Origin of the sequence: Chryseobacterium viscerum, from assembly GCF_002899945.2 — a bacterium.
Lineage (GTDB): Bacteria > Bacteroidota > Bacteroidia > Flavobacteriales > Weeksellaceae > Chryseobacterium > Chryseobacterium viscerum.
In genome coordinates, this window is sequence record NZ_PPEG02000004.1 from 336,346 (window position 1) to 359,791 (window position 23,446).

The 23,446-nt window shown below is 36.7% G+C and carries 28 protein-coding genes; 18 read left to right on the forward strand and 10 right to left on the reverse strand.

All coding sequences use genetic code 11. The features are described from left to right. Window positions 1-39: 39 nt before the first annotated feature. From C1634_RS10825 to C1634_RS10845, 5 genes are all read left to right on the forward strand, one after another. Window positions 40-513 (forward strand): Fur family transcriptional regulator, encoded by a 474-nt coding sequence (locus C1634_RS10825; protein WP_034731532.1) that lies wholly within the window; start codon window positions 40-42, stop codon window positions 511-513. A gap of 3 nt (window positions 514-516) precedes the next feature. After that, a complete protein-coding gene (locus C1634_RS10830) occupies window positions 517-2,262 on the forward strand; it encodes an OstA-like protein (protein WP_103233419.1) in 1,746 nt (581 codons plus the stop codon). Window positions 2,263-2,359: 97 nt separating this feature from the next. Next, window positions 2,360-3,535: an aspartate aminotransferase family protein gene (locus tag C1634_RS10835; protein ID WP_103233431.1), complete on the forward strand. Its 1,176-nt coding sequence runs from the start codon at window positions 2,360-2,362 to the stop codon at window positions 3,533-3,535. 188 nt (window positions 3,536-3,723) lie between these two features. Then, window positions 3,724-4,110, forward strand: coding sequence for an START-like domain-containing protein (locus C1634_RS10840; protein ID WP_034696870.1), 387 nt, complete (start codon window positions 3,724-3,726; stop codon window positions 4,108-4,110). Between the two features lie 78 nt (window positions 4,111-4,188). Next, complete coding sequence (locus C1634_RS10845; protein ID WP_109738394.1) at window positions 4,189-5,004, forward strand: aminotransferase class IV; 816 nt, start codon at window positions 4,189-4,191, stop codon at window positions 5,002-5,004. 85 nt (window positions 5,005-5,089) lie between these two features. On the opposite strand, the gene C1634_RS10850 is transcribed toward C1634_RS10845, so the two are convergent. Together C1634_RS10850 and C1634_RS10855 are read right to left on the reverse strand one after the other, a co-directional pair. Next, entirely contained in the window at window positions 5,090-5,671 is a 582-nt protein-coding gene (locus tag C1634_RS10850; RefSeq protein ID WP_109738395.1) for an N-acetylmuramoyl-L-alanine amidase family protein, read from the reverse strand. 105 nt (window positions 5,672-5,776) lie between these two features. Continuing rightward, window positions 5,777-6,325: a YqgE/AlgH family protein gene (locus C1634_RS10855; RefSeq protein ID WP_103232450.1), complete on the reverse strand. Its 549-nt coding sequence runs from the start codon at window positions 6,323-6,325 to the stop codon at window positions 5,777-5,779. Between the two features lie 24 nt (window positions 6,326-6,349). On the opposite strand from C1634_RS10855, the gene pdxH reads away from it, so the two are divergent. Beyond that, entirely contained in the window at window positions 6,350-6,991 is a 642-nt protein-coding gene (gene pdxH / locus C1634_RS10860) for a pyridoxamine 5'-phosphate oxidase (RefSeq protein WP_103232449.1), read from the forward strand. Between the two features lie 263 nt (window positions 6,992-7,254). On the opposite strand, the gene C1634_RS10865 is transcribed toward pdxH, so the two are convergent. Beyond that, on the reverse strand, window positions 7,255-7,545 hold the full coding sequence (locus tag C1634_RS10865; RefSeq protein WP_034748416.1) for an HU family DNA-binding protein: 291 nt from the start codon (window positions 7,543-7,545) through the stop codon (window positions 7,255-7,257). A 399-nt stretch (window positions 7,546-7,944) separates the two neighbouring features. Between C1634_RS10865 and panD the strand changes: the two genes are divergently transcribed. The 8 genes from panD (at window position 7,945) to C1634_RS10905 (ending at window position 15,365) form a co-directional block, all read left to right on the forward strand. Next, window positions 7,945-8,295, forward strand: a complete 351-nt coding sequence (gene panD, locus C1634_RS10870) for an aspartate 1-decarboxylase (RefSeq protein ID WP_072407884.1) — start codon at window positions 7,945-7,947, stop codon at window positions 8,293-8,295. A gap of 3 nt (window positions 8,296-8,298) precedes the next feature. After that, window positions 8,299-9,327 carry a lysylphosphatidylglycerol synthase transmembrane domain-containing protein gene (locus C1634_RS10875; RefSeq protein WP_103232448.1) on the forward strand — a complete coding sequence of 343 codons (1,029 nt, stop codon included), beginning with the start codon at window positions 8,299-8,301 and terminating at the stop codon, window positions 9,325-9,327. Window positions 9,328-9,505: 178 nt separating this feature from the next. Then, window positions 9,506-10,081, forward strand: coding sequence for a TerD family protein (locus tag C1634_RS10880; RefSeq protein WP_103232447.1), 576 nt, complete (start codon window positions 9,506-9,508; stop codon window positions 10,079-10,081). 27 nt (window positions 10,082-10,108) lie between these two features. After that, a complete protein-coding gene (locus tag C1634_RS10885; protein ID WP_103232446.1) occupies window positions 10,109-10,786 on the forward strand; it encodes a TerD family protein in 678 nt (225 codons plus the stop codon). An 86-nt stretch (window positions 10,787-10,872) separates the two neighbouring features. After that, a complete protein-coding gene (locus C1634_RS10890; RefSeq protein WP_103232445.1) occupies window positions 10,873-11,511 on the forward strand; it encodes a vWA domain-containing protein in 639 nt (212 codons plus the stop codon). Window positions 11,512-11,528: 17 nt separating this feature from the next. Beyond that, on the forward strand, window positions 11,529-12,572 hold the full coding sequence (locus tag C1634_RS10895; protein WP_103232444.1) for a TerY-C metal binding domain-containing protein: 1,044 nt from the start codon (window positions 11,529-11,531) through the stop codon (window positions 12,570-12,572). Window positions 12,573-12,622: 50 nt separating this feature from the next. Then, a complete protein-coding gene (locus C1634_RS10900; protein WP_165835309.1) occupies window positions 12,623-13,849 on the forward strand; it encodes a PP2C family serine/threonine-protein phosphatase in 1,227 nt (408 codons plus the stop codon). Between the two features lie 4 nt (window positions 13,850-13,853). Then, window positions 13,854-15,365: a helix-hairpin-helix domain-containing protein gene (locus C1634_RS10905; protein WP_103232442.1), complete on the forward strand. Its 1,512-nt coding sequence runs from the start codon at window positions 13,854-13,856 to the stop codon at window positions 15,363-15,365. 147 nt (window positions 15,366-15,512) lie between these two features. Here C1634_RS10905 and C1634_RS10910 read toward each other — a convergent pair whose 3' ends face one another. From C1634_RS10910 to C1634_RS10940, 7 genes are all read right to left on the reverse strand, one after another. Next, window positions 15,513-15,953, reverse strand: coding sequence for a GNAT family N-acetyltransferase (locus C1634_RS10910; protein ID WP_103232441.1), 441 nt, complete (start codon window positions 15,951-15,953; stop codon window positions 15,513-15,515). A gap of 24 nt (window positions 15,954-15,977) precedes the next feature. Beyond that, window positions 15,978-16,499 carry a 3'-5' exonuclease gene (locus C1634_RS10915; protein WP_109738397.1) on the reverse strand — a complete coding sequence of 174 codons (522 nt, stop codon included), beginning with the start codon at window positions 16,497-16,499 and terminating at the stop codon, window positions 15,978-15,980. Window positions 16,500-16,703: 204 nt separating this feature from the next. Beyond that, window positions 16,704-17,903 (reverse strand): tyrosine--tRNA ligase, encoded by a 1,200-nt coding sequence (gene tyrS, locus C1634_RS10920; RefSeq protein ID WP_103232439.1) that lies wholly within the window; start codon window positions 17,901-17,903, stop codon window positions 16,704-16,706. Between the two features lie 480 nt (window positions 17,904-18,383). Next, window positions 18,384-18,974, reverse strand: a complete 591-nt coding sequence (locus C1634_RS10925) for an NAD(P)H-dependent oxidoreductase (RefSeq protein ID WP_103232438.1) — start codon at window positions 18,972-18,974, stop codon at window positions 18,384-18,386. A gap of 75 nt (window positions 18,975-19,049) precedes the next feature. Beyond that, on the reverse strand, window positions 19,050-19,868 hold the full coding sequence (locus tag C1634_RS10930) for a helix-turn-helix domain-containing protein (protein WP_109738398.1): 819 nt from the start codon (window positions 19,866-19,868) through the stop codon (window positions 19,050-19,052). Between the two features lie 11 nt (window positions 19,869-19,879). Then, window positions 19,880-20,377, reverse strand: a complete 498-nt coding sequence (locus C1634_RS10935) for a GNAT family N-acetyltransferase (RefSeq protein ID WP_109738399.1) — start codon at window positions 20,375-20,377, stop codon at window positions 19,880-19,882. Next, window positions 20,355-20,975, reverse strand: a complete 621-nt coding sequence (locus C1634_RS10940) for a TetR/AcrR family transcriptional regulator (protein ID WP_103232436.1) — start codon at window positions 20,973-20,975, stop codon at window positions 20,355-20,357. Before C1634_RS10940 ends, C1634_RS10935 begins: the two co-directional genes overlap by 23 nt. A gap of 99 nt (window positions 20,976-21,074) precedes the next feature. On the opposite strand from C1634_RS10940, the gene C1634_RS26410 reads away from it, so the two are divergent. The 4 genes from C1634_RS26410 to C1634_RS10955 all read left to right on the forward strand — a co-directional run bounded on the left by C1634_RS26410 (window position 21,075) and on the right by C1634_RS10955 (window position 23,443). Further along, on the forward strand, window positions 21,075-21,209 hold the full coding sequence (locus tag C1634_RS26410) for a hypothetical protein (protein ID WP_262509916.1): 135 nt from the start codon (window positions 21,075-21,077) through the stop codon (window positions 21,207-21,209). After that, complete coding sequence (locus C1634_RS10945; RefSeq protein WP_103232435.1) at window positions 21,209-21,583, forward strand: hypothetical protein; 375 nt, start codon at window positions 21,209-21,211, stop codon at window positions 21,581-21,583. Before C1634_RS26410 ends, C1634_RS10945 begins: the two co-directional genes overlap by 1 nt. Window positions 21,584-21,788: 205 nt before the next feature. After that, window positions 21,789-22,364, forward strand: a complete 576-nt coding sequence (locus tag C1634_RS10950; protein ID WP_103232434.1) for a Crp/Fnr family transcriptional regulator — start codon at window positions 21,789-21,791, stop codon at window positions 22,362-22,364. Window positions 22,365-22,423: 59 nt separating this feature from the next. Beyond that, a complete protein-coding gene (locus tag C1634_RS10955) occupies window positions 22,424-23,443 on the forward strand; it encodes an NAD-dependent epimerase/dehydratase family protein (protein ID WP_103232453.1) in 1,020 nt (339 codons plus the stop codon). The last annotated feature ends 3 nt before the right edge of the window (window positions 23,444-23,446 follow it).

Here is a 23,446-nt window from a genome sequence, read left to right on the forward strand (position 1 = left end):
TTTAAATAAAATTCAATAAATTTGTAGATAATTTTTTTAATGGATACAATACAAAAAGAAAAAAATATAGCTTTGATCAAGGATGTTTTAAGAAACTACTTATTAGAAAAAGGGTTCAGAAACACACCTGAGAGATATACGATATTGGAAGAAATTTATAATATGGATCATCACTTCAACGTTGATGATCTGTATCTTCTAATGATGCAGAAAAAATATCATGTTTCCAAAGCAACGATTTACAACACGATTGAAATTTTCCTTGATGCAGGTTTGATCCGTAAGCATCAGTTCGGAGAAAAAACATTGACTTCTTCATCGTATGAAAAGTCTTATTTTGACAAACAACATGACCACCTGGTAATCTACAAAAAAGGCTCTGATAAAGAAATTGAAGAAATTATTGAGTTTTGTGACCCAAGAATCCAAGGAATCAAAGAAGCCATTGAAGAAGCATTTGGCGTAAATATTGATTCTCATTCGCTATATTTTTATGGCACTAAGAATGACTAATTAATGAGAATAATCCTTTTTCTGTTACTCTTTATTTCTACGCTAAATTTTGCGCAGGATAAAACCCCTGTGAAGAGAGATCCCTATTTGCAGACTCCCTCATCTGGCCAGCCTAAGCAGGTGCAGATGAGACCGGAAGATAAAGTAAAGATCATCCACGCAGACGAAATCAAGAAAAATCCTGAAAAATACGACGGGAATCAATATTTTGTTGGGCATGTTCAGATTGAACATCAAGGCTCCATTCTTACCGCAGATGAAGTCATTTTGTACAATGAAGAGAACTTTGTAAAGGCCATAGGCAATACAAAACTTCAGAATACAGATGGTTCTGTAATTACAGCAGGAGAAATGGAATATGATGCCAATACCCAGAAAGGTGTTGCCAGAAAAGATGTAGTCCTTACCGATCCCAAACAAACAATAAAAACTGATATTCTGTATTATGACAGACTGGCTAATCAGGCTTATTTTAATACAGGAGGAACGATCTCTGATGGTCAGAATGTGACCTATGCCAAAGTAGGAACTTATTTCCTCAATACAAGAGTCGTAGACCTTACAGGAAATGTAAAAATTGAAACCCCTCAATATACTATAGAAGGGCCCAACATCAAGCAGAATCAAAATACAAAAATTGCTGATTTTCTAGGTCCTACAACCATTACCAGTAAGACCAATCCTAAAAACAGAATTTATACTGAAAAAGGAATTTATAAAATGGAAACAAAGGAGGCTTTTCTGACCAAAAACTCCAGGATCTTTTATAACGATAAAATCCTTACCGGTGATGAGATGTACTATAATCAGATAACTGGATTTGGTACAGCAACAGGAAATGTAACCCTGGATGATCCGAAAGAAAAAAGATATATAAAAGGAGGCTACGGAGAAATCTTTGAGAAAAAAGACTCTTCAATGATGACGAAAAATCCTTACGCAGTAAAAATAATGGAAAAAGACTCCGTTTATTTTGCCGCTGAGAAAATTGTCTCTTATCAAAGACCGGATTCGCTGGATATAAAAGTGAAAAAAAGTTATCTGAGAGCATATAAAAAAGCCCGTGTTTACAAATCTAATGCACAAGGGAGAGCTGACTCTATCGCTTTCAATGAAACAGACGGAATCATGCACATGTATACCAACCCAATTCTTTGGAGTGGCGAGAAGCAGGTGACCGGAGATAAAGTAGAAGCTTACTTTAATACAAAGAGTGAAAATATAGACTCGCTGAAGGTAATAGGAAATGCTTTTGCCATCAGTAAAGTAGACTCACTAAGCCTGAAAGATGAGTTCAACCAGGTGAAAGGAAAATTCATGACGGTTTACTATGAGAAGAATGATATTAAAGAAGCAAGAGTAGTAGGAAATGCCCAGTCTATTGTATACGTTGATGATACCGATCAGGAAACCAAAAAACAGGAAAGAATAGGAATTACACTTTCTACCTGTGGAATTATCGGAGCGTTATTTGAAGAAAGAGCTCTACAGATTATTTCATGCAGTATCGGTGCAAATTCAGACACCTATCCGATGAGTAAGATAGAACCTGCGCGAAGGAAATTTCCGGATTTTAACTGGAATACCAAAGACAGGATAAGAAAATGGCAGGATATATTGGTAGACAGCCCGAACAACGAAGAAGTACAGTATACCGCTGATAACGAGCTCTTCGATAAAGCTCAGAAAACCATAGATGACGAAAAAGCCAAAGAAGAAGCTAAAAAACCTAAACGGACCAGAAAATAAAAGAAAAGACCAGTACACACTGGTCTTTTTTTATGTATTAATTTCAGCGTTTAATGAATCTTTTATAGCTTTGCTGAAATTTTTGGAGACAATGGAAATGCATAAAGATTTTTTTATATATCAGGCTCAAACTACAAAATTTGCGGCAGGTTTTGAAGTTGAAAAAGCAGAAGGAAGCTATATTTATGGTACAGACGGAAAGAAATATCTTGACTTTGTAGCAGGTGTTTCTGCCAATACGCTGGGACATTCACATCCTAAGATTGTGAATGCCATCAAAGAACAGGCAGATAAATACCTTCACGTGATGGTATATGGAGAATATGCGCAGGAAAAACCTATAGCATTGTGTAGATTGCTTGCAGAAGCTACTCCGGATCCATTAGAAGTTACCTATCTTGTGAACAGTGGTGCAGAAGCTATTGACGGCAGCTTAAAACTGGCAAAACGATATACAGGAAGAGAAGAGATTATTTCCTTTAAAGATTCCTATCACGGGAATACACACGGTGCTTTGAGTGTTTCAGGAAATGAAACGCATAAAAGAGAATTCCGTCCCTTATTGCCAATGGTTTCTTTTATCGAATTTAATAATCAAAAAGATTTCGATAAGATCACTGAAAAGACCGCTTGCGTTATCCTTGAAACCATTCAGGGAGCAGCAGGATTTCTGGTCCCCGATAATGACTATCTGATCAAGCTAAAAAGAAGATGTGAAGAAGTAGGAGCACTTTTGATTTTGGATGAAATACAGCCCGGATTTGGAAGAACAGGGAAATTATTCTCTTTCGAGCATTTTGGAATCGTTCCGGATATCCTGGTGATGGGTAAAGGAATGGGTGGAGGAGTTCCCGTAGGTGCTTTTATGAGTTCCAGAGAAATTATGGAAACCCTTTCACATTCACCAAAGCTGGGGCACATCACTACTTTTGGAGGAAATCCATTGATCGCCGCTGCAAGCCACGCTACTTTAAAAGAAGTTCTGGAAAGCGGCTTAATGAATGAAGTAGAAGAAAAAGAAAAACTATTCAGAGAACTTTTAGTTCACCCGAAAATTAAAAATATCAATGGTAAAGGCTTAATGCTTGCCGTGAATCTAGGAACCCCGGAATATACGCTGGAAGTGGCCAAAAAATGTATGGAAAGAGGACTTGTTGTTTTCTGGCAGCTGTACAGAAATGAGTACCTGAGAATCTCTCCGCCCCTTACATTATCCCTGGAAGAAATCAAAGAAGGATGCCAGATTATTCTCGATATTCTCAACGAAAATTAAAGATATAATCTCTCTGAAATGGAGAGATTTTTTTATGCTTCACATCGTAGTTTTATGAATTAAAATTTATCGTAATAAAGATTTGAATCCGGTGATAAATATCATACAGATTCTATAAAATAGTAATTGTTTTTTTGCGTAATAAAAAAATTAATTTATATATTGCGGGACGATAAAACAAAGATTATATGGCGAAACATAAAGTCCATTACGAATTCCCAATGCACTGTTTATCAGAGATTTTATACGAATATCTGGCAACTGCAGAAGGATTATCTGAATGGTTTGCGGATGAGGTAACAGAGAAAGGCGATGATTTCTTTTTTAGCTGGGGCGGAGGACCTGCTGAGAAGGCCACTTTGATCAGATATAAGCCTGAAGGTTTCGTGCGTTTCAGATGGGAAGAAGATGAAGGAACTAAGAATTTCTTTGAAATGACTATCACAATAGATGATATTACTGAAGATTTGGCCCTTAATATTACAGATTTCTGTGAGGAAGGGGATGAAGAAGAAAACGCAATGTATTGGGAAAATCTTATTGAAAATCTCAGAATAAAATTAGGTGCGGCATAATGTCGGACTTTATTAAATGATAAAACTGATGAACGATTTATCGTTCATTATTTTTTTGTAAATAAATCGCATCAAAAATTGGAAAATCAATATTTTACATCAGACGAGTTAAATCTAAAGAACAGAGCCTTTCTTTTAGGTGACTCAGTGAAGGTTTCTTTCTTTGTAAGAAATGGTGGTTTGATCATGGATGAGGAATGCTATTTTTTCTTGATGGCTTCCATGAGAAAGATGAGAATGAATATCCCTCTCACTTACACCCTGGAATTTTTTCAAACTCTTTTTCAGAAAGATATTATTGAAGGAAAAGAAATAAAAAACGGAATTATTAATTTTCAGGTGTTCAGAAATAATGACGCACTGACGTTGGCAAAATCTTCTGTTTCCTATTTTTATGAAGTGACGGAAATGGATGATGTACTTGCAGTTCATCAAAGACCTTTAGATCTGGATTTAATTAAGGAAATTAACGTTAATAATAACCTTTTAAGCAATATTAGAGTTCACTGTCCGGAAAATATCTACGGAGCGATCTATGCGCAGGAAAATGACCTTGATGACGTGATTCTTCTGAATCCAAATAAGAGAATAGCTCGTACCACTGCTGGTAATCTTCTTTTTTTGGAAGGAGATGTTATTAAAGTACCCAAACAGACCGAAGGAGCATACATTTCTCCTGTGATGGAAAATTTTGTTACTTTTTTACATAAAAACAACCTTGCAGATATTCAGGAACACGAGATCATCGCATTCGAATCTCAGAAGGCAGAAGAGATTTTAATGATTTCTGATGAAAAAGGGGTGTTTTCTGTAGGTAAGATAAGAAATAAGACTTTTGAGAACGTCCGATTCTTAGAATTGGTAGAAAGCTGGAAAAAAAGCTTTAATTCATAAAAATTGACAAACCCGGTAAACAACAAAGTTCCAGAAGTCCTTTACCGGGTTTTATTCTGAGTAAATCAGAAATTGTTTATTTTATTTAATATTCGTTGATGACATCAACAAATTTCTGTGCGATTTCTTTTTGCCCTTTTTCACTGGTAATATAATTCCTGTTTTCAGAATTATTGATAAACCCAAGTTCTACCAATACTGCAGGAGCTTTAGTCTCCCTTAAAATATGCAGATTTTTTTCCTCTATTTTGTGGGCATTAAATTTTTTATAGATCTTTCCGGCCAGTTCCTTTGAAACATCAGAATTCTGAGTGTACACTTCAAATCCGTTATCAAGCGTTTCCTTTTGTGGAGAGCTGTTGACGTGAAGGGAGATCACCATTGCAGGATTCAGTTTGTTGATTTGATTGGTTCTATCAAAAAGAGTAGGATAGCTGTCAGAATCACGTGTTAAAATAACTTCATATTTGTCCTTATTTTTATTGAGCTTCTGAATTTCCTTAGCAACGCTTAACGAAATATTTTTCTCTAAAATTTCACCATGTGTAGCCCCAAAATCATTTCCGCCATGACCGGCATCTATGACAATGTATTTTTTGTTGATAGGGGTGAATGATAAAAATGCAGTAGAAAATATTGATAAAGCAAGTAATGTAATACCTTTCATATCAGTGGTTTTTGGTTTTTCAAAGAACGGAAAAACTTTCTTTAAAATTGGTTAAAGGAATCTTAAAGTTTGTTAATTGTGCTACTGAGATGAAAAATATACTTTTTAGTTCAACGAGATATCTTCAGGAGAATTAGCCCAAAGAAGGAATTCTCCCCCAAGATTGTGCATGATAGACTTCCAAAGGGTCTGATCATTTGGAAGCGTATAATCAAGATTGTAAACATCCACTACAGTCCACATTTTCCTTTGAACTTCAGTATCTAGCTGGTTAGGAGCCCACCCCGAATAGCCTGAAAATATTTTAATATTTTCAATATTCAGTTCGCTGCTCAAAACTGCATTTATAATACGTTCAATATCCTCTGTAAGATAGTATTCATCGGTGATGTCTGTATAGATTTCTGTAACTTTTTTACCCTTTACGATGAAAAATACCTTGTCATTTTCTACAGGTCCTCCATCATATACCTCAATTTTAAAGTCAAAAAAATCTTTGAATTTGCTACTCATCTGGCTGTTCTTTTTATTCAATATCAAACCAAATGCACCACTTTCATTATGTTCAATAACCAATACTACCGATCTTGAAAAAATATCGCCGGAAATGTCAGGGGTCGAGATTAATATTTTACCTTTGTATGAGTGATTCATACTCAAATTTAATAAAAAATATTTATGGAAAACCTGCACGACAAAAGAAAAGTGTACGAGAAATCCCAACTTATTGAAAGTGAGATAAAACAAAATCCAATTGAGCAGTTTAGAGACTGGTTTTTGGAGGCCAGTGAGAGCCCAATGATCTCAGAAGCCAATGCTATGGCTGTTTCTACAGTAGAGGAAGATGGCTGTCCGAGATCAAGAATGGTACTTCTTAAAGCATATACCCACGAAGGATTTATTTTTTATACCAATTACAACAGCCAAAAAGGAAAAGCAATAGAAAGCAACCATAAAGCTTGTCTGCATTTTTTCTGGCCTAATCTTGAAAGACAGATCATCATTAAAGCTGATCTTGAGAAAGTGGCAGAAAACCTGAGTGATGGGTATTTTCATTCAAGACCAAAAGGAAGCCAGCTGGGTGCTGCCGTTTCCCCGCAGAGTGAGGTTATCCCCAACAGAGAATTTTTGGAAGAAAAATTGAAAGACCTGGAAAAAGAATACGAAGATATTGAAGTTCCAAGACCAGCCAATTGGGGTGGATATCTTGCCAGACCCTATGAAATTGAATTCTGGCAGGGAAGACCCAACCGTCTTCATGATAGAATAATCTATCAGCTTGAAGATCTGGATTGGAAGATTTCGAGACTAGCGCCTTAGATTAGAAGTTAGAAGCTAGAAATTAGAAGCTAGTAATGTCAGTTTTATAGAACTGATCCTCTGAAAAAATATAAACTTTATATTATCAATAGAAGCGGGCTTTAGCCCGCTTATTTTATTATGTACCATGATAGGGGCTTTAGCCAAAACTTAATAACTCTTAACCACTTAAAAACTCCTTAACGGTTTAATTTACTCTTGCTATTTGAAATAAAAAAAGGCCGTTTCTAAGAAACAGCCTTGAATTTTTGTAATCTGAATGATTATTTTTTCTTAACACCAGAAACTGCATTTGATAAATCAGCTCCAGCCTTAAATTTAGCAACTTTTTTAGCAGCGATTTTGATTGGTTTTTTAGTTGCAGGGTTGATCCCTTGTCTAGCTGCTCTCTCAGCTACTGAGAAAGTACCGAAACCTACTAAAGAAACTTTTCCATCTTTTTTCTTTAATGTAGTAGTTACGTTACCAATGAAAGATTCTAAAGCAGCCTTTGCTGCAACTTTAGTGATACCTGCATCTTTTGCGATTGCGTCGATTAATTCAGACTTGTTCATAATTTTTAATATTAAAGTTAGTTCGTAATTATAGCAAATATAATACTATTTTCTAATTGTGCAATTTTTTTATTAAAACTTGTAAAATATTTTTACTTTTCGGTGAAAACAGTTAAAATATGATAATTCCACTTTTCACGGAAAATCTACGTTACGCGTTACTAAAATCATGCCAAATGCTTATGTTTATTGACTTTAGCAAAAAGTTAATATTATTTCCTTCATTTATTAAATCCTAAATTGGGTGTAAACAATTAATATTTTTGACCATATGATTATTAAATTTGTAAGCAATTTTCCAATTTCTTGTATTTTTTAAAATTAAACCCCTGTGTTTGTGGGAGTTTTAAAATAAGATGAAAGGACTGTTTTATAAATTTTTATTAATAAATTTGCATCATGTTAATAGAAGTTTTCAAGTCTAAGATTCATAGGGTGAGAGTAACGGCCTCTGACCTTAACTATATAGGGAGTATAACGATAGATGAAGATCTTATAGAAGCTGCCGGTCTGGTAGTAGGAGAAAGGGTCTATATCGTGAATGTAAACAACGGAGAACGTTTTGATACCTACGTTATAAAAGGGAAGAGAAAATCGGGAGAAGTATGTCTGAATGGGCCTGCTGCAAGAAAAGTACAGAGGGATGATATCATCATCATTATCGCTTATGCACAGATGAGCCCGGAGGAGGCAAAAGACTTCCAGCCGAAGATCGTTTTCCCGGATGAAAAAACAAACCTTCTTACATAATACATGGAGAAGACATCAAAAAACCCGGTAAAATCAATACTAACAATAGTAATATCGCTTGCTTTTGCAGGCTTTTTTTTATGGCTTGCCTTAAGAGGGCTTGATTTTAAAGTCATTCAGAAGTCACTGGCAAAGGCCAATTATCTTTGGGTATTGTTTGCTTCTGTGTTTGGACTTCTGGCTTATTGGTTCAGGGCTATTCGCTGGAACCTGATGCTGGAACCCATGGGATACAAAATTTCAAATTCCAATTCTCTTTGGTCCATATCATTTGGATATCTGATGAACCTTACTATTCCAAGAAGCGGTGAAGTGGCAAGAGCTACAGCTTTGTATGGAGTGGAAAAAGTACCTGTGGATAAATCTTTTGGGACTATCATTCTGGAAAGGGTGGTTGATTTGGTTTGTATGCTTGGTTTTTTAGGACTGACTTTATTATTTAAATATGATGCAATTCTGGCGTTCTATAAAAACTCCGGAATAAATATGAATCCTAATAAGATTTTATTGATCCTTTCAATTCTGATTGTAGGAACAGTCTTGTTTTTTGTATTTAAAAAGAAACTTTCAGGAATTCCATTTTTAGGAAAAGTTGTTAATTTTATTGATGGAATTTTTCAAGGATTAACTTCCATTTTTAAATTAAAAGAAAAAGGAAAATTCATCCTTTATACATTAGGAATCTGGATTTGCTATTATTTAGCAGCTTATCTGGTTTGCTTTGCACTTCCTGAAACATCTGCATTTACCTTTGCTGATGGTTTCTTCATTATTGTGGTGGGAACATTGGGAATGATTATTCCTGCCAGTGGAGGAATTGGAGCTTATAATCTTGCAATGAAATACGGTTTTATGGCTCTTTTTATTGCTGTAGGAAAAAGCGCAGATTTTGGAGGTGAAATGGGGCTTACGTATTCCTTTATTTCTTTACCGCTGCAGATTGTGATTATGCTGGTGATGGGATTGATTTCCATTCCTATGCTGGCAAAAGCAAGAAATGCTGCCGCTTCAGAGAAGAATTTTGAAGATTAATTCAATATACTTTTAGATAATACAAGGTTCAATTTTTTAATTGGACCTTTTTTTATGGTCATTTTGTGAGTTAAATAGTCTTAATTGGGCTGTGAGGATCATTTTTCTGTCAATAAATTTGGTCAATTCGCAAATCACTTCTATCTTAATGCAAAAAATAATCATAATATAAAACACTATGGCAATTAATCTACAGAAAGGACAAAAGATTGAGATAGGCTTGACTAAAATGACGATAGGATTGGGGTGGGACCCGAATGAAGGAACCGGTTATGACTTTGATCTGGATGCTTCTGCAATCATGATTGATTCTGACAGAAAATTAGTAAGCGAAGAGTATTTTGTTTTTTATAATAACCTGAATTCTCCGGATGGAGCACTTACTCATACAGGAGATGATCCCAGTGGAAAAAACAGTGATGGTGACGATGATGAAGCTATTGTTATAGATCTGGATAAAGTAGACTCAAGAGTCGAAGAGATCCTTTTTGTGGTCACCATAGAAGATTTTGAAAGAAGAAGACAGAATTTCGGACAGGTAAGAAACTCTTATATCAGAGTGGTAGACAATCACTCCAACCAGGAAATTGCAAAATATGAACTGGATGAAGATTTCTCTATTGAAACAGGAGTAGAATTCGGAAGGTTGTACAAAAGAAATGGCAGCTGGAAATTTGAAGCTTCGGGGATTGGATATAGAGCAGACCTTGGCTTCTTCCTTGAAAAATACTACAAAGGGCAAATCATCAAATAAAATCATCAAATACACAAAACGATAACTATGGCAATTAATTTACAGAAAGGACAAACGATAGATTTAAGAAAGAATGACCGCGGAGAAAGCATTTATGATCTTTCAAAAGTAACCATTGGTTTAGGATGGGATGTAAGGAAGCAGGGTAGTGGATTCTTTGGAAAACTGTTCAGTAAAGAAGCTGAATATGACCTTGATGCAGTAGCTTTTCTTCTGGATGGCAACGGGAAAGTAGCCAATCTTGGAAGAACGGTACAGACCAATGACGGAAGACAAATGGGACTTTATCAGGGAGATGTGGTTTTCTTCAATTCTATGCAGCACCCAAGTGGGAACGTATGGCTTACAGGAGACAACAGAACCGGAGCGGGAGATGGAGATGATGAGCAGATCATTGTAAAACTGGACCAGCTGGATCAGAGTTATCAGAAAATTGTGTTCCTTGTTACCATTTATCAGGGAAAAACTAATAATCAGCATTTCGGAATGATCGAAAATGCATTTATCCGTGCCGTAGATGCTACAGGAAAAGAAATTACAAAATATAGTCTTTCCGGAGATTCAAGTATGAATGGCATGTGTGCCATGGTTTTTGCAGAAGCATACCGTCATAATGGAGACTGGAAATTCCGTGCAGTAGGAGAGCCGCATCATACAGATAACTTTATAGATATTCTGAGGCAGCAGTACTCTTATTCCAACTAGATTCTCGATTTTTTTCAACTCACATAAAAGCCGGCTTGGAAGTCTTCGACTTCCTCCGCCGGCTTCAGAATTAATACTTGTCTATAATGAGCAGGAGATTATTAGCGTATTTTTTATTAGATACTTCAGGTTCCATGAATGGAGAACCTATTCAGGCATTGAATAACGGATTCAACGGCCTTATAAGTATGCTTCGTGCAGATCCTCAGGCGATGGACAGCCTGCATTTGAGTGTCATTACTTTCGATAGAGAGGTTAAGAATATGATACCATTAACAGATCTGGCGAGTTTTTACCCAATGGAGATTACCTGCCCGGATAGCGGACCCACTCATACGGGGGCTGCGCTGGAGCTTGTTTCCGAATTGGTTCAGAAAGAAATTATAAAAGAATCCGCCGATGCAAAGGGAGACTGGCAGCCGTTACTTTTTATATTTACGGATGGAAAGCCTTCGGATATTCAGAAGTACAGGCAGATGATTCCTGTAATCAGAGGATTGGAATTTGGTGCTATCGTAGGGTGTGCAGCAGGTCCGAAAGCAGATGAACAGTTTCTGAAAGAACTGACGGATCATGTAGTGAAACTAGATACTACAGATGCTATTACTCTTTCTTCCTTTTTCAAGTGGGTAAGTTCTTCCATTACACAGGGAGGGCAATCTCAGAATACGGGAGAAAATGTCACCTTACCTCCGCCACCATCGGAGCTTACTATTATTATTTAAAAAATTGTCTTTACAATATGAGAAGACTGCCTATTTATTTTTTAGTAGATATCTCCGAATCTATGGTAGGAGAGCCTATTGAGCAGGTACAGGAAGGTATCGCCAATATCATCAGGGAATTGAAAAAAGATCCCTATTCATTGGAAACCGTTTATATTTCCGTGGTAGGTTTTGCAGGAGAAGCAGAAGTGATTACTCCCATGCAGGATATTATCAGTTTTTATCCGCCTAAGATTCCTATTGGAAGCGGTACATCACTTTCACAGGGGCTGATTAAAATAATGGATTGTATCGACAGGGATATTGTGAAAACAACCTATGAACGAAAAGGAGACTGGAAGCCTATTGTTTTCCTGTTTACGGATGGAGTTCCTACTGATGATGCCACCAAAGCCATTGAAAGATGGACTCATAAATACAGCGGAAAACCCAATACAATTGCTGTATCCATAGGTGAAAATACTAATTATAAACTTCTCGGTTCTTTAGCCGATAATGTATTATTGTTCAATAACTCGGATGAAAACTCTTACAAAGAATTTTTTAAATGGGTAACGGATTCTATTAAAACAACCAGCCAGAGTGTAACAGAAGCGAAAAAGGAAGGAATTAATCTATCCAAGATCGATTCTCTTATTCTTGAAAAAGTAGATCCCGAAATGGAACAGAAATTCCCGGACAATAATTTTGTAGTGTTGAACGGAAAATGTCAGCAAACGGAAAAGCTTTATCTGATGAAATTTAAAAAAGCCTTCGCCGAATCAAGCATTCCGGGAATGGCTACGAGATATTACAGATTGGATGGAGCTTATAAAATTGATGAAAAAGCCTACTACAGACTTTCCTCAAATCAGAAAACCCATCTTAAAATTAATATAGAAGAATTGGAAGGAGGTACTTCATGTCCTCACTGTGCGAACCCCATTGCATTGGCTACCTGTTCATGTGGTGGTATTCACTGCCTGAGAGGAGAAGGATACAGCAAATGTCCATGGTGTGGAACTTCAGATTATTACGGATTCTCTGGTGGAGGATTTGATATTAACAGAACTCTGGGCTAATGATGGGTAAATTTTTCAGGAAATCAGCCTCTGAATCTAAGCCAAAAACTATGGAACAAGCTGTTGTTTATAAAGAAAAAGAAGAGTTTAAAGATGCCCATTGGGTATTGAAGAATGCCAGCGCCAAGCAGTTCTATGAATTCAGCCTTGACATGGAAGACTTTCCAAACATAAAGATTCAGAAGATTGGAAACCTAGAAGAAACGGGACTTACTTTTGAAAATAATACCCTTTCGGGAACTCCGGTTACGAATAATATGTATCATCTGGACGTTCAGTTTTATCACATTCATGATCAGGACCAGATTGAAATAAAGAAGATCCAGCTTTTTGTAAACGCAGATCCGAAAGACTTGTGGAAAAATATCCCAAGCGATAAAAATGCTGCTTTTTATAAATCTGAAGAAGACTCCTTCAAAGGTTCCTTTTCAGACAAAAAAATTGTTGTGGCTTCCAAAAGAGGGCGTTCCCATGCTCATGAAGGAAAATTCCGTGAAGATGATTTTGCAGTGAATAAGCTTCCTGAAGACTGGAATATTATTTCTGTTTCAGATGGAGCGGGCTCGGCTAAGGCTGCCAGAGAAGGTTCAAGATTGGCTACGGCAACGATCAATCAGTTTTTCAATTCACAGGAAATAATAAACCAAATTGAAAACCAAATCAATCGTATGTACGCTTCTGAATCTTCCCATGAGGAACGTTCCGATGCAGAATCCAATATCACCAATCTTTTGGCAAAAGGTGTTTTGGATGTTTATCACACCTTAGAAAAAACGGCAGCAGAAAATGCGTTGTCTGTAAATGATCTGCATGCAACCCTTATTTTTACATTATTTAAAAAATTCAGTTTCGGATATGTCATTCTGAGCTTTGGAGTAGGAGACTGCCCAATTAATCTTATTAATGCTGACTTTTCCGAAGTGAAACTCTTAAATCAGATGGATGTGGGAGAATTTGGAGGAGGAACCCGCTTTATCACCATGAAAGAAATTTTTAATGATAAAATGACTTCCCGTTTTAGAATGACCTGTGTGGATGATTTTTCTTATCTCGTGCTGATGACGGATGGTATTTATGATCCTAAATTTACCACAGAAAACAAACTGGAAGATATCCAAAGCTGGAAGTCCCTTTTTGAAGATCTGGCCGGAAATAATGATGACCGGACGAAAGCAGATTTCGTCAACGACGAAAAAATTGATGAACAGCTTCTTCTATGGAGCGATTTCTGGAGCAGAGGAAACCATGATGACCGTACATTGGCCATAATCTATTAATACCATGAAAAAGACCATTAAAGTTGTTTCTGTTCTGGATACAGCCAAATCGTATGAATACATAGATGAAAATCCCATCCGGGGCGGGGTGAAAGATGTTTACTTTTCGCCTGATAAAGACTATGTAGTCGCTTTCTATCGAAATCCGTTGGATGAAGGGCAAAAAGAAAGAATCATGAGAATTGTTTCTACCTATCTGCAGAGTATACAGAATGGAAATACCTCCGAATACTTTCTGAACGAAATTTTTAGATGGCCGTACGATATCGTTGAAAGAAATAAACTCACAGGAATTGTGGTTCCTGTTTATCACAATAAATTTTATTTTGCCAAAGGATATATCGGTTCAGATAATATCCAGGGACAGGATAAAGTAGGGAAATGGTTTACCGCTCCGATGTTCAGAAATCAGCAGTATCCGTTGAGACTGGATCAGTCTGAACTTGGGGATTGGTTGAGCTATTTTCAAATTGCAGTCAATATCAGCAGGGGAGTAAAAAAACTGCATCAGATGGGGCTGGCACATTCTGATCTGTCCTATAATAATATTCTGGTAGATCCCGTTTCAAAATCTGCTTGTATCATTGATATAGACGGTTTGGTTGTTCCAAAACTGTTTCAACCTGAAGTCATAGGAACCGCAGATTTTATTGCTCCTGAAGTTTTAAAAACAAAAAATCTGAGTCTTCAGGATCCCAAACGGCACCTGCCCAATCAAAAAACAGATCTTCATGCTCTTGCTGTTTTGATTTATATGTATCTCCTGAGAAGGCACCCATTGCGTGGAGGGAAAATCTGGGATCTGGATTCCGAAAAAGATGAAATTTTATCCATGGGAGAAAAAGCCTTGTTTGTAGAACATCCGGGAGATTCTTCCAATCATGTGAAAGCAGATCATCTCAGAAAATGGGATGCATTCTGGGGCGATCCGCAAAAGATTCCTTATACCATAACAGGTCCTTACCTTTCAGATCTGTTTAGGAAAACATTTATAGACGGACTGCATGACCCCATCAGACGTCCTACAGCCAACGAATGGGAAAGCGCCTTATTGAAAACTGTAGACCTGATACAGCCTTGTCATAATTCCAACTGTACCGAAAAATGGTATGTCTTTGATAATACCAGCAAGCCCAAATGTCCTTTCTGTGGAACACCCCATCAAGGTACATTACCGGTTTTGGATCTGTATTTTAAATTTGATGATGAGGTATGGAAACCGGAAAATCACAGATTGATGGTCTATCACAATCAGTATTTATTCAAGTGGCATGTTTCCAGAAAAGTGATAAGAAATGAAAATCTTACCATGCAGGATAAAATGCCGGTGGGATACTTTACCTTCCATCAGGGAAAATGGGTATTGGTAAATCAAGGGTTATCCGGAATGAAAGATATCACAGAGCAAAAAGAAATTCCACCCGGTTCCATGGTTGAGCTTACAGATGGTAAAAAAATATTGCTTTCCGCAGAAGAAGGCGGAAGACTGATCTATGTAACCATGGCGAATCAGTAAACGGTCATTGCAAGCGTAGTGAAGCAATCTCAGATTTTTCAGATCTCGCAGATGATTGTGGCTATTTGTGCCCATTTATTTGTGCGATTTGTGTTTGAATCAAAGGAAAAATTCAACGGCTTTAGCCCAAACTTAAATGATCTCACTTTACTGCTTTTCAGTTTCCATAAAATAAGAATACTCATCTTCATCCACGATTCTGAAACCTAGACTTGTATAAAGATGCTGGGCCTTATTGGTCTTTAAAACACTTAATGACACAGTTTTTCCTGCTAGTGAAGCTTCTTCCAGAATATCAGACAAAATTTTTTTTCCAAGTCCCTTACCTTGCTGGCTGGGATCAATCTGAAGTTGCAGGACCTCAATATTGGTAAATGTTCTGTCTACTTTTAACAGTCCGATGGGCTGATTGTCTAAAAGAATAATATGGGCTTTTTCAAACTGATACAGAATTCTTTGCAGGGTTGTTTCTCTGTCAGTAGAAAGCCCTGAAGTTTCATAATGAGGATTCATGGTTTTCATTCTGAGATCAAGAAGAAAATCAATATCGGTATCATCAGCTTGTTTGTAGTGAAGGTCAAGTTTCATATTTAAAAATAAAAATTAGAGTGTCTACTTTAATGCAATTTTCAGTCCCATTTCTTCTTTCATGTACAGCAAAACCTCAGCATTTCCTCTGGCATCGTCTACCGGATTGTGCGTATGTTCAGTTTTGCGAAGGTGCTTCCATTGGGCGAAAGTATCTTTTTCCAATCCACAATAAAGGTCAGAAAGCCTCCTGGAAGAAAAACCAAAAGGATTTCTTCCGATAAAATGATGAAAATACCAACAGATAAACATCCAGTCGAAACCATTATTATCACTGATGAAAATAGGTCTCCCTTTGGAATTTGTTTTAATCCAGTCTTCAAAGGCAAGCATTACTTCTTCAGGATCATCAAAATTCATTGTTTCCTCCCTGCTGAAACCTGAAATAGCCAAAGCATCAGGATTGAATTTTTCAGAAACAGGCTTCAGTCTTCCATAAAAAGTAGTGTCAAGCTCTTCATCAACGAGTACTGCCCCGAAACATACCATTGAAAAATCGCCGGGAATCGGGCCGTCCGACTCTATGTCAACCATGATATAGCTCATTGGAAATCGTTTTTAAGAAAACGAAGATATTGAAATAAGTTGAAGGAGGGAAGCGGGAAGAAAGAAGATGGAAGTTGTTTTTGTGTTGTAAAGAACTTTTTGCCTTTTAATTCAAAAAGCACTTTCAAAAAATATCTCAATCAAAAAACTTCATCAGTTCATCGTCTTGCAAAACCTCCTTCTTCCAGCTCCCATCTTCCAGCTTTATATTAGCTCAAAAAAGCCCCTTTTCCCGATTTTTATTTTAGTTCGAGGCGTAGGTTCCATTTCTTCATTTGGGTCCGTTATTTTAGTGGTATTGATTTGAACGCCTCCATTTTCAATTAATCTTCGAACCGCCGATTTACTGAGATCATTTTTAAGCTGATGACAAAGCTCAAGAAGAGATATTTTGTTTTGAATACGTTTCAAAGAACGGATAAAAACAGATTCATACACTTTCTCTTCAAAATTTTTATTCTGAAACTGATTGATAAAGAACTGTTCCGCATTTTCTGCTGAAGTTGCATCATGGTATTGGCTGATGATATTTTTAGCGATCAGTTTTTTGATATTCATAGGATTTTCACCTTCTGCTATCCTGGAAATAAGTGCTGTCTTATCTTCCGTAGAAAAATCGGTGGTCAGACTGATAAATTCTTCAATCAGTGCATCCGGAATAGACATTGTTTTCCCAAACATTTCATTGGGTTCATCTGTCAGCCCGATAATATTATTCAGGGATTTGCTCATTTTTTCCTTTCCGTCAAGACCTCTCAGCAAGGGCATACACATGACAATCTGAGCAGGCATTTGGTGAACTTCCTGAAGCTGTCTTCCCATCGTACAGTTGAAAAGCTGATCTGTACCTCCCATTTCAATATCACATTCAATTTTTACAGAATCAAAACCCTGAAGAATAGGGTATACCAGTTCATGCATCGCTATAGGCGTGTTTTCTGTAAACCTTTTATTAAAATCATTGCGCTGCATCAATTGGGCAACGGTCACTTTGGAAAGCAATTGGATAACCTCTGAAAAGCTAAGTGCATCCAGCCAGTCAGAATTGAAAACAATCTTTGTTTTCTGAACATCAATCACTTTGGAAAGTTGATTGATATACGTCTGGGCATTATGCTGTACCTCTTCAGGACTTAAAGGTTTTCTTGCTTTATTTTTTCCGGTAGGATCACCAATTCTTGCGGTAAAGCTGCCTACGATAATAATGACCTGATGCCCCAGATCCTGAAACTGTTTCAGCTTTTTGAGGACCACTGCATGCCCCAGATGTAAATCCGGAGCCGTGGGATCAAAACCCAGTTTAATAGAAAGCTTTCTATTTTCCTTTTTGGCTTGGGCAAGTTTTTCTTCCAGACCGTTTTCCGGCAGGATGATAGCCACATTTTCTTGTAATGGATGAATCATGTTGAATAGTTTTAAAATGAAAAAACCCGGACAGGTACTGTCCGGGCTCTATATATACGTTAGATTATTTTATTGGATTACAGATATAGAAAGTCTTCCCGAACGATAGCCCGGAGTGTAATATTCACTGAAGAATGGAAGACGTAGTATACTGTTTAAATGTTTCATTGTGATGCAAATATAACAGGAATTTCCTGAGGAGCCAATATTTAAACCATTAAGACGTATTGCAGGGTTATAACAAGATTTGTTTTTAAGAAAAAACTTAACCATCCATCTATCTTAATGGCTTAAAATAATGGTTCAAAACAATTTTACTTGCGATTTTTGAAGCCAATTTCATGCCATAAATCCCTTAAAAGCAAAATACAGGATAAAGATGTAAAAACTGTATTTTATTATTTTCTTCGTCACTTGGTAAGAAGTCCGTACAACTGGGCTGATGCTTTGTTTTTCAGTAAGTATTTTCATAGAAAAAAATTAATAATTTAATATATAATCAGAGTATAGATTTCTAATTTGATCTTTCCATATTTCAAGATTTTCTGAGGAAGCTTTATCTGCTTTGTCAAAAAATAAATGTCTGATGATTTCGAGCCCGGAATAGATGAAAATACCATTGTCAGAGGTTAAAGTGAGTGCTTTATCCATCCCTGTTTTTTCATATTCTTCATGAGATTTTCCGTGGGTATTGATAATCACAGTCTTTTTACCTTTCAGAAGTCCTTTCTGTATGCCCTGGTCATAGCGGTACGCAAAACCATAGCTGAAAACACGGTCTATATACCCTTTCATTATGGCTGGCAGCCCTGTCCACCAGATAGGATAAATAAAAGTAATCTGTTCTGCCCATGAAATATGCTCCTGCTCAAGTTTTACATCATCTGATAGCTTTCCCTGAAATTGTCCCTGCATATCCTCCAAAGAAAATACAGGATCGAAACCGATTTTATAAAGATCTCTCACAATAACCTCCTGATCGCGGGATTGGAGTGTTTCGACAACAGTGTTTAAAAGATTATGATTTAAACTGTTTTCATTAGGATGTGCGTAAATGATTAAATGTCTCATTGTTTTGATTGTTAAGATTAATGAGACAAATGTAGGGCGGTGTACTCTTCAAAAATTGTAAGAAAACGAAACGGGCTATTCAGATTTTGGATTACAGATCTCCTGTTGGAATTTTAAATACTGAGCGGGTGAAATGTTGATGAAATGCTTGAAATCATGGATAAGCTGGCTTTGATCATAGTAACCACACTCAGTGATGATATCAAACCACTTTACTTTATCCTGTTTTCCGATTCTCTCTTCAAGGGCTTTTATCGCTTTTAAAAAACGATTATAACGGGTAAGTTCTTTTAAAGAATATCCAAACTGTTCTTTCTGCTTGCGCTGGATATTTCTTTCAGTCTGATGGGTTTGCGCTGCGATCACTTTGATTGGATTAAAAAAATCGTTTTCAAAACTGCTCAAAAGCTTACTGGTAGTGTCCTGATGCTGTAGATAAGGTCTGCAGAACTCAAGAATATGACTCACTTGCTCTGCGGTGGAATGTAATCCTGCCAACTGATGCCACAGATCGGTAAAACAGTTTTCTTTCAGCAATTCGTCAGGATGCCTTATGGATTGTTCAATGGATACTTTTCCAAAAAATCTGAAAAATGCATCATCTTTAAAATTGGCAACCAAAATAGAACAGCCTGCCGGAAGTGTATAGTCAAAAGCTTGTCTTACAGGACCGAATACCATACATTTATCAACTCCAATAATTGTTTTTTCCCGGGTAGACATCGCCGCACTTTCTCCAAAACAAAACAACAGAATAGTCTGATAAGTAGGTAAAAGTGTTTTTGTAACCGGAGTTTTTGAAGTGTTTTCAGCAAAATAAAAATGGGTGAATACATTTTCAAATTCCTGTGGAACTGAAATTCTGCACTCATTATATTCCGGATGTAATTCCATAAGCCTGAAAATTAAGCGAGGAGGTGTTTTATCATTTTATAATTGGTCATAGCAATTCCTTTTACATAAACCGTCTGCTCTTTGACCACTTGAAATCCTGTTTTTTCAAAAAAAGGTCTGGCTGTTTTGCTTACATCAGCAGTAATTTCTTTCTCATGATGTTGAAGAGCTTCTTGTTCAATCAAACTGTAAAGCAAAGATGCTATTCCTTTATGCTGATACTCTTTGTGTACAAAAAGAAGATCTATATAATTTCCTCGATCAAGGGTGCAGAAACCGGCCATGTGACCGCCACTTACAACAATTAAAACAAATTGATTGCTGATTACATTCATCCATCTTTCTTCATTTTCAGCACCAGATTTCCAGGCGTCAAGCTGTTGAGGATCATAGTCTTTTTTACAGATTTCATCTATAGCTCCTGTAAAAAGCTGCTGCATTTCTGGAAGATCATTTATTTCTCCTTTTCTGATGATGAGGTTCTGATTATCGGATATATTGCTGTTCATAAAGCTGTTGCTGTTCTTTATTGAGAAGTGGATAGAAAAGGTTCATCTGAAGAAGGGTATAATGCTGTATGGCTTCTTTTGGATTGAGTTTTAAGATCAGTCTGTTGTGAGTAAGCCAGTTGTCTGCAATGATAAAAATCTGCTCGGTAAGACCCCCGACAATAAAGCCGGGCACATCCTTTTGAAATACATTATTTTTTTGGAGGTCGGAAAATATCAGTTCAAATTCTTCTTTTCTGCTAAAATTAATGCCTTCATACCGGGATTTTATATCAGGCAGTTTATTGAGAATATCAATGAAATTGATAAATATGAAACGGTAAGAATAAAAAATTTCGCAGGTAGAATAAGTAAACTGGTAAAGGTCTTCCAGAGTTTTATTCTCCATCTTTTTCATTTGGTTCAAAAGTTCATCCATTCTCAGGGTAAGCTCAGCAAAAAGGATTTTAATAATGTCTTCCGAATGTTTGAAATGATAATGCAAATTTCCTGCACTGATGTTGAGTTCAGCTGCAATATGCCTTGTGGTAATATTGTTATAGCCTTTATCATTAAATAGTTCCAGTGCTTTGGACAGAATTTTATCCTTGGTCTTCATACTTCAAAGATAAGAATATCAAAGTGGATATAAATCATATTTTTAAAATTAGAACAGTTGTTCTAATTTAATATATTTGCACTATCAAATTTTGTGATAATGGAAGGAAAACAAAAATTCGATTACGAAACAGCAGAGAAAAACGGGAAGGAAAATAAAACAGATCTCCAGGAAATGATTTCGAAAATTCTGCAGGTAATTCTTGGAATTATTATGGCGGTACTTCATATGTGATGAAAAAGAGAATTTCATTTTGGTTTCTGCTGGGACTGGCAGTTTGGGGAGCAGTTATTGTACTGAGACAGAACCGAATTTATATTCCGTTTCTTAATGATTATTTTACAGATTGTATCACTGTTCCTATGTATTGCTATCTGATAGAGTATATCATGAATGCTGTATTAGGCTATCACTGGAAACCTGATTTGAAATTTGTACTGACTTCAGTGCTTTATCTCTCTTTTTTATTTGAAGTGCTTTGTCCGAAATTATCCAATCATTTTACCGGAGATTTTTATGATGTGCTGGCTTATTCTGTGGGAGGTATTTTGTACTATTTTGTTGCAGTCAGGCAGATTCATAAAAAAGCCAGCAGTTCCACATCGTAAAGGAGACTGCCGGCTGTGTTATAGTTTTTATCCTGGTTCAATAATTATTCTTACTGCATTTTGAGCAGTAGTTTTCTTCCGGTTATATGTACAAGACAATTATAAAATGCAAGATGTTACATTGGAGGGCAATATTTTTTTAAACTCATCAATATTGAAATTTTCTTTTGGTATTTTTGTGTAAGATTAAAACAGATTTATTTCAATGCACGACAAACTTTTACAATATATTCACTCCATTCATGTTTTTACCCATGAAGAAACCGAAGCGGTCAGAAAATATTTTGAGCCTGTAGCATTTTTTAAAAATACAATAATAGAAGAGGCTGGAAGAATACCTCAATACCTTTACTATATCGTTTCAGGGTACCTTAGGCTTTTTTATACGGACGAGAATGGCAATGAAGTGACCACGCATATCAATTGTCCGCCAGGATTTTTTACGTCTTATTCAGAATTTATCAACGGTACCGTTTCTGAAAATAATATAGAGTGCATCACGGATGCTGAGCTTTTGAGAATTTCCAAAGAAAACCTGAATCATTTGATCAATCAAAGTCAGGCGATGAAAGATTTCAGTATTTCGGTCTTCCAGCAGTCGATTGCCTATAATGAAAAACGTTCCAGAGAATTGTCTGTTCTGAATGCTGAACAGCGGTATCTGAAACTCATGGTAGATTATCCGGAAATCATTCAAAATGTTCCTATCCAATATATTGCTTCATTTTTGGGAATGAAACCCGAAAGTCTGAGTAGAATCCGAAGGAAAATAATTAACTAACAAAAGTCAAGTGGTTCCGGTGCCGGGAAGATAAACTTTGCAGCATTAAAATGAATGCAATGACAAAGAATCATATCAATCTTGTTTCCGGAGCCAATGGACATCTGGGAAATAATCTAGTCAGATTTTTACTGAAACAGGGAATTCCGGTACGGGCTGCCGTAAGAAATACAAAGAACAGAAAACCTTTTGAAGGGTTGGATTGTGAACTGGTACAGGCGGATATTACCGACAAAGCTTCTTTTGTAAAAGCACTGCAGGGAGTGGAAACATTCTATGCTGTAGGAGCTTCTTTTAAACTATGGGCTAAAGATCCCAAAAAAGAAATCTATGATGTGAATATCAATGGTACCCGGAATACCATCGAAGCTGCTGCGGAGGCAGGTGTGAAGAAAATAGTGTATGTAAGTTCTATTGCTGCACTCGATTATACAAAGTTACCTACCAGAGAAAGCAACGGTTATAATCCGGACCGTAGAGATATGTATTATAACTCTAAAAATGATGGTGAGAAACTGGCTTTTGATCTGGCTGCAAAACTAGGTGTAGAACTGGTTTCCGTCATGCCCTCTGCCATGATTGGAAGTAAAGCATTTTTACCGTTAAATGTTTCCTATGGAGTTCTCAAATTAATTTTGAATAAAAAAATTCCTGTAGATACTAAAATTACCCTGAACTGGGTAGATGTAAAAGATGTTGCAGAAGGATGTTATCTGGCAGCTGAAAAAGGACGACCCGGTGAGCGTTATATTCTTGCCAATGAAAAATGTATGACCATTAAGGATACAACCATTCTCGCCAATACACTGTATCCGGACCTGAAGCTGAACATTCCGCGTTCCGTTCCCAAAGGAATTCTCTTTACCATTGCTGCCCTTATGGAATTGACCGCAAAACTAAGTGGAAGACCTCCGATACTTACCCGGAAAGATATTGCCATGTTCTCAGGATTACAGCAGGATTTTGATATTTCTAAAGCCAGAAATGAATTGGGATTTAATCCTAAAAGTCCTGAACAAGCGGTGAAAGAGGCATTAGATTACCTGATGAAAAACCCTGAAATACTGAAAGAGGTCTGAAAA

What these genes read in the sequence shown, in the direction of transcription:
- C1634_RS10825 (WP_034731532.1), top strand. Translation starts at nt 40, where the DNA reads ATGGATACAATACAAAAAGAAAAAAATATAGCTTTGATCAAGGATGTT.
- C1634_RS10830 (WP_103233419.1), top strand. Translation starts at nt 517, where the DNA reads ATGAGAATAATCCTTTTTCTGTTACTCTTTATTTCTACGCTAAATTTT.
- C1634_RS10835 (WP_103233431.1), top strand. Translation starts at nt 2,360, where the DNA reads ATGCATAAAGATTTTTTTATATATCAGGCTCAAACTACAAAATTTGCG.
- C1634_RS10840 (WP_034696870.1), top strand. Translation starts at nt 3,724, where the DNA reads ATGGCGAAACATAAAGTCCATTACGAATTCCCAATGCACTGTTTATCA.
- C1634_RS10850 (WP_109738395.1), bottom strand. Translation starts at nt 5,671, where the DNA reads ATGAAAGGTATTACATTACTTGCTTTATCAATATTTTCTACTGCATTT.
- C1634_RS10855 (WP_103232450.1), bottom strand. Translation starts at nt 6,325, where the DNA reads ATGAATCACTCATACAAAGGTAAAATATTAATCTCGACCCCTGACATT.
- pdxH (WP_103232449.1), top strand. Translation starts at nt 6,350, where the DNA reads ATGGAAAACCTGCACGACAAAAGAAAAGTGTACGAGAAATCCCAACTT.
- C1634_RS10865 (WP_034748416.1), bottom strand. Translation starts at nt 7,545, where the DNA reads ATGAACAAGTCTGAATTAATCGACGCAATCGCAAAAGATGCAGGTATC.
- panD (WP_072407884.1), top strand. Translation starts at nt 7,945, where the DNA reads ATGTTAATAGAAGTTTTCAAGTCTAAGATTCATAGGGTGAGAGTAACG.
- C1634_RS10875 (WP_103232448.1), top strand. Translation starts at nt 8,299, where the DNA reads ATGGAGAAGACATCAAAAAACCCGGTAAAATCAATACTAACAATAGTA.
- C1634_RS10880 (WP_103232447.1), top strand. Translation starts at nt 9,506, where the DNA reads ATGGCAATTAATCTACAGAAAGGACAAAAGATTGAGATAGGCTTGACT.
- C1634_RS10885 (WP_103232446.1), top strand. Translation starts at nt 10,109, where the DNA reads ATGGCAATTAATTTACAGAAAGGACAAACGATAGATTTAAGAAAGAAT.
- C1634_RS10890 (WP_103232445.1), top strand. Translation starts at nt 10,873, where the DNA reads ATGAGCAGGAGATTATTAGCGTATTTTTTATTAGATACTTCAGGTTCC.
- C1634_RS10895 (WP_103232444.1), top strand. Translation starts at nt 11,529, where the DNA reads ATGAGAAGACTGCCTATTTATTTTTTAGTAGATATCTCCGAATCTATG.
- C1634_RS10900 (WP_165835309.1), top strand. Translation starts at nt 12,623, where the DNA reads ATGGAACAAGCTGTTGTTTATAAAGAAAAAGAAGAGTTTAAAGATGCC.
- C1634_RS10905 (WP_103232442.1), top strand. Translation starts at nt 13,854, where the DNA reads ATGAAAAAGACCATTAAAGTTGTTTCTGTTCTGGATACAGCCAAATCG.
- C1634_RS10910 (WP_103232441.1), bottom strand. Translation starts at nt 15,953, where the DNA reads ATGAAACTTGACCTTCACTACAAACAAGCTGATGATACCGATATTGAT.
- C1634_RS10915 (WP_109738397.1), bottom strand. Translation starts at nt 16,499, where the DNA reads ATGAGCTATATCATGGTTGACATAGAGTCGGACGGCCCGATTCCCGGC.
- tyrS (WP_103232439.1), bottom strand. Translation starts at nt 17,903, where the DNA reads ATGATTCATCCATTACAAGAAAATGTGGCTATCATCCTGCCGGAAAAC.
- C1634_RS10925 (WP_103232438.1), bottom strand. Translation starts at nt 18,974, where the DNA reads ATGAGACATTTAATCATTTACGCACATCCTAATGAAAACAGTTTAAAT.
- C1634_RS10930 (WP_109738398.1), bottom strand. Translation starts at nt 19,868, where the DNA reads ATGGAATTACATCCGGAATATAATGAGTGCAGAATTTCAGTTCCACAG.
- C1634_RS10935 (WP_109738399.1), bottom strand. Translation starts at nt 20,377, where the DNA reads ATGAACAGCAATATATCCGATAATCAGAACCTCATCATCAGAAAAGGA.
- C1634_RS10940 (WP_103232436.1), bottom strand. Translation starts at nt 20,975, where the DNA reads ATGAAGACCAAGGATAAAATTCTGTCCAAAGCACTGGAACTATTTAAT.
- C1634_RS26410 (WP_262509916.1), top strand. Translation starts at nt 21,075, where the DNA reads ATGGAAGGAAAACAAAAATTCGATTACGAAACAGCAGAGAAAAACGGG.
- C1634_RS10945 (WP_103232435.1), top strand. Translation starts at nt 21,209, where the DNA reads ATGAAAAAGAGAATTTCATTTTGGTTTCTGCTGGGACTGGCAGTTTGG.
- C1634_RS10950 (WP_103232434.1), top strand. Translation starts at nt 21,789, where the DNA reads ATGCACGACAAACTTTTACAATATATTCACTCCATTCATGTTTTTACC.
- C1634_RS10955 (WP_103232453.1), top strand. Translation starts at nt 22,424, where the DNA reads ATGACAAAGAATCATATCAATCTTGTTTCCGGAGCCAATGGACATCTG.